This window comes from uncultured Salegentibacter sp. (assembly GCF_963972535.1).
Lineage (GTDB): Bacteria > Bacteroidota > Bacteroidia > Flavobacteriales > Flavobacteriaceae > Salegentibacter.
Genome location: NZ_CAXAVR010000163.1, coordinates 1 through 4304, shown reverse-complemented (window position 1 = coordinate 4304; position 4304 = coordinate 1). Strand labels below are relative to the sequence as shown.

The 4304-nt window shown below is 35.8% G+C and carries 4 protein-coding genes and 1 pseudogene; 2 read left to right on the top strand and 3 right to left on the bottom strand.

What is annotated here, in order from left to right; genetic code table 11:
• Window positions 1–81: 81 nt before the first annotated feature.
• Window positions 82–798, top strand: coding sequence for an NRDE family protein (locus AACZ30_RS13160; RefSeq protein ID WP_339649915.1), 717 nt, complete (start codon window positions 82–84; stop codon window positions 796–798).
• Here the strand turns inward: AACZ30_RS13160 and apaG are convergent.
• The 3 genes from apaG to AACZ30_RS13145 are packed head-to-tail and all read right to left on the bottom strand — an operon-like array spanning window position 795 to window position 3544.
• A complete protein-coding gene (gene apaG / locus AACZ30_RS13155; protein ID WP_208222676.1) occupies window positions 795–1181 on the bottom strand; it encodes a Co2+/Mg2+ efflux protein ApaG in 387 nt (128 codons plus the stop codon). The two genes, AACZ30_RS13160 and apaG, sit on opposite strands and share 4 nt — an antisense overlap.
• A gap of 3 nt (window positions 1182–1184) precedes the next feature.
• Window positions 1185–2261 carry a DUF3667 domain-containing protein gene (locus AACZ30_RS13150; protein WP_339649913.1) on the bottom strand — a complete coding sequence of 359 codons (1077 nt, stop codon included), beginning with the start codon at window positions 2259–2261 and terminating at the stop codon, window positions 1185–1187.
• Between the two features lie 29 nt (window positions 2262–2290).
• Complete coding sequence (locus tag AACZ30_RS13145) at window positions 2291–3544, bottom strand: DUF5103 domain-containing protein (RefSeq protein WP_339649911.1); 1254 nt, start codon at window positions 3542–3544, stop codon at window positions 2291–2293.
• 170 nt (window positions 3545–3714) lie between these two features.
• Here AACZ30_RS13145 and AACZ30_RS13140 point away from each other — a divergent pair.
• Window positions 3715–4304: pseudogene (locus AACZ30_RS13140) on the top strand (NADH:ubiquinone reductase (Na(+)-transporting) subunit A); the annotation flags it as partial.

Genomic DNA, 4304 nt, shown 5'->3' with positions numbered 1-4304 from the left:
GTGATTTTGAATCCTTATGAAAGCGCATTCACGAAAGCTTAACTATTTTTGTAAAATGAATACTTTTATTAAGATAATTTTATGTGCACCATAAGTCTTACGCCTCATTTAAAAAATTCAAAGGGTTTCATTTTAACATCTAACAGGGACGAAGCTACAGCGCGCGAAACCTATGCGCCCAGTTTTAAGACTGAAAAAGATACCATACTGCTTTTTCCTGAAGACGCAGTGGCCGGTGGGAGCTGGATTGGAGTGAGTGAAAAGCAACGGGTTTTATGTTTAATGAATGGTGGTTTTGTAGCACATAAGCGTGAAGATTCGTATAGAAAAAGCAGGGGTGTAGTTTTAAAAGATTGGCTTACTGCTCAAGATATTGAGACTGAAATTGACAACTATAACCTGAAAAATATAGAACCCTTCACCGTAGTTATAGCCGATTGGTCTTCTGATCTATTTTTTGCTGAGTTTGTTTGGGATGGTAAAAAGAAGCATTTTAAGAGATTACCGCTTCAGCCAAAAATTTGGTCTTCTTCTCCTTTATATACTTCAGAAATGAAAAAACTTCGGGAAGAATGGTTTTCTATATTTCAAAAGGAAAAAAATCTTTCTGCTGAAAATCTATGGGAATTTCATCATTCTGCAGGAAAAGGTGATAAGGAGATAGACTTAATTATTGATCGTGGTTTTCTGAAAACCAAAAGTATATCCCAAATAGAATTTTTACCGGGTAATTTGAATTTTAAATATAAAGATCTGGAAAAGGGAAGAATAAGTAATAAAGAATTTCCCGGGCTTTAATTTAAGGCAAATGGAGCGCTTAATTTAAAAGTAGGAATCTTAACCCTGAATTTTCGGGTGGAGCTAAAGCTTACCATATTATAGTAACCGCTCATAGACCCAAAAGGAGAACTAAGCAAACAGCCACTCTGGTAAGTATGGGATTCCCCAGGTTTTAAAACCGGTTTTTGTCCAATAACGCCTTCACCCTGTACAATCTCGGTATTGTTTAAAGCATCTTTAATTTTCCAGAAACGCGAAGTTAATTGTACGGAATCGTTGCTTTGATTTTCTATAGTTATATGATAAGAAAAGGCAAAACGAGAGCCAAGGTTCTTTAAAAAAGTACCTTCAAAATTGGTGTGGACCGAAATTTTTATGCCTCTTGTAACTTGTTGAATCATATCTTAATATATGGCAAAAGATGCTAAAATTGAAATTATTGTAGCGATTCCTGCTAAAATAAAAAATATAAAGTTTAAGAGCATAAACTTTACAATCGTTTTAACACGCCCCTGGCAATAGAAACCGCGTAAGGCTTTATATAAATAAAAAGCAAAAATAAAGTTGAAAAGTATAAATGCCCAGTTGCCCGGAAATAAGTAATCTACGAATAGCGCCAGGCTTAACAGTATAAAAAAGGTGGTTTGTACGTGAAAAGTAAAAACTAAATGCTCAATATAATTAAAAGGTCGTCTAATATATAATAACCAGATAAATAGTGCGAAAACCGGCAAATAGAAAAAGATGATAAAAGGAAGTTTATTGATAAAATAATTTAAAAACAACCCGGGATTCTCCTTTAAAGTATTCCAATCTACCGCTTTTTTATAGAGCCAGTGATTATAGCTGGTTTGCGGATATGAAAGACTGTCCATGGCAGTTTCGGCATTTCTAATGGTTGTTTCTTTATAAAACCTTGAGTAAAGATCAAATTTTAAATTCCCGGCGTCCAGGTAACTCATTGTATCTAACTCCTCGTGAGGTTTATAAAATTCCCGGTAAGGTTTTTTAGCGTTGCGTTGTTGATTTATAATTAAGGAGTCGAGATTAATTTCTTTCCCGCCCGGCGTAGGGATCATATTGGGGCCGGTAATACTGTCCTGAACTAATTCTTCAATTTCGTCATCATTTACTATAGGTTCTATATCAAAAGAATTACCAAAGCCCCAGATTAGAAAAAAGATAATAGAAGCGCTTAAATAAAATTTAAAGGGGTTTGCATACCGCATTCTTTTTCCCTGGATATAATCTTTAGAAATTTTACCCGGAAAAAATAATAAAACCCGTATGGTGCGGTGAAAACGGGAATCGTAGGCAAAAATACCGGAGAAAAATTCTGTAAAAAAATCATCGAATTTTAATTTTTTAGTGCTGTTTAATTGCCCACAGTTGGGGCAATATTTATCACTCTTATCCAGCGGATGTTCACAGTTAAGACATTTGGTGCCCCTGTACTTTAAATCGTATCTGCTACCTGCCATTTTTGTAACGAGTTGGTTAGTCTCTCAATCTAATTGGTAATCGTGGTAGAATTTCCCGAACCCACCCCAATTAGCCGGTCGTATCTTGCGCCCGGACTTCGGTAATAAACCAAAACCTGGTAGGAGTTTTCGGTTTCGTCAAAATTCCCGGTCAAAAAGCCTTCAGCAATAGTTCCGTCGGGCCGTTTTAAAACATATTTATAATTATAAAATCCTTGTTTAAATAACCTTGCGCCCTCATAAAGATCGTTTCTTTCATTATAAGTAAGTCGGGTGCTTTTATCTATAGTAAAATTATTAAAACCTCCGTAAATATGTACTTGGCCACCATTTAATTCAGAATAATTCTGAAATTTAAAATGAACCCAAACATATTCAGCTTCTATTGAAGGATTTTCGGCAGGCAGGCTTCTTATTACAAACTGCCCGTTAATATCGGGATTGTATGTATAAGGTTCGTTGGCACGGGTACGATCTGGAAATAGATAATGATGATAAAGTTCGTTAAGTGAAACCGAACTAATATCGGCCGAAGAGGCTCTTAATTCTTTATTATCAAACTGAATATATTCGTTGCCGCCCCAAAAAGCAGTTTCAGAATCGTAACGGTAAACCAGGTTGTTCCCCACCGTGTACTGCGGTTTTATATTTTTAATTGCGGTCTTTAAATTGTGGTTTTGTGTAATGAGAACATTCACCGTGTTATCGGGATTTTTAAGTATCAAGTCTGGAGATTCTATAGTGAAATTCACCACTTGTTTTTCATCTATAAAATTTAAATCCCTGGAACGTCTAAGGTTTAACCTAACCCGGGCAATATTTTCGTAAACCATGAATTTTCGAGAAAAAACCAGTTCTTTCTGCCCGTTAAAGATTTTTATCATATAATTTCCGCTTAATTTAAATCCGCCGGTATCTTCGTTGGGAATTTTGAGCTCGTAATGCGAGAAGGGCTGAAGCGTATTATAAGAATTTTGATAATTAAAAATCCTAATATCATCAAAACCAATTAAATATTCAGATTTTGCCAGTTGGTTAGGCGTCCAATCGTAATTATAATGTTCTATGGTATAATAATAATCGGCTTCGTCTCCAATTATATCATCAAATTTTAAAGAGAGTTGTTCTCCCAGTTGCAAAATAGGGTTACCCATATTGCTTTGGGTATTTCCCGAGAGCTGAACGCTTCTTATATAACTGGGCGGAAGTGTTTCTTCTACAACCTGAGCAGCCAGGTTTAAAGATAAAATTGCTACAAAAAAGAATATAAAATAGTTTTTCATTAAAACAGAATCTACGCAAATGTACTTACAAATCTTATTCCGCAATTTTTAACATTTCATTTTAACAGTTTTAAGTACTTAAAAATCTTTGTTTTCTTGGGAGAAGTGCAGTTAAAATTCCTAAATTTGCACGACTCAAAACATAAAATTTTTAACATACACTCCATCCTATGTCAAAAGACATTCGAATTAAAAGAGGATTATCTCTAAAATTAGAAGGGGAGGCGGAAAAAGAGCTTGTAAAAGCTCCAAGGTCTAAAACCTACGCAATTAAACCGCCAGATTTTCACGCTTTGGTACCAAAAATGGTCTTAAAAGAAGGAGCTAAAGTCCTTGCCGGTGATGAAATATTCTTTTCAAAATACACTGATGAATTACGTTTTACCAGCCCCGTTAGTGGGGCGCTTAAGAAAATTAAGCGTGGTGAGAAGCGTAAAATCATGGAAGTGATTATTGAGGCCGATCCTGAAGACACTTACAGAGATTTTGGAAAAATGGACGCTGCTTCTTCTGATGCGGAAGCTGTAAAACAACGCATTTTAGAAAGCGGTTGTGGTGCATTTATTAATCAACGTCCCTACGATATTGTAGCCGATCCTAAAGATACGCCGAAGGCTATCTTTATTTCTGCAGTAAGTACAGCGCCTTTAGCTCCAGATTGGGGCTTTATTCTAAAAGAAAAGCAAGCTGCTTTTCAGGAAGGGATAAATGCGCTTAAAAAACTTACTCCGGGTAAAGTACACCTGGCTGTAGATGCAAG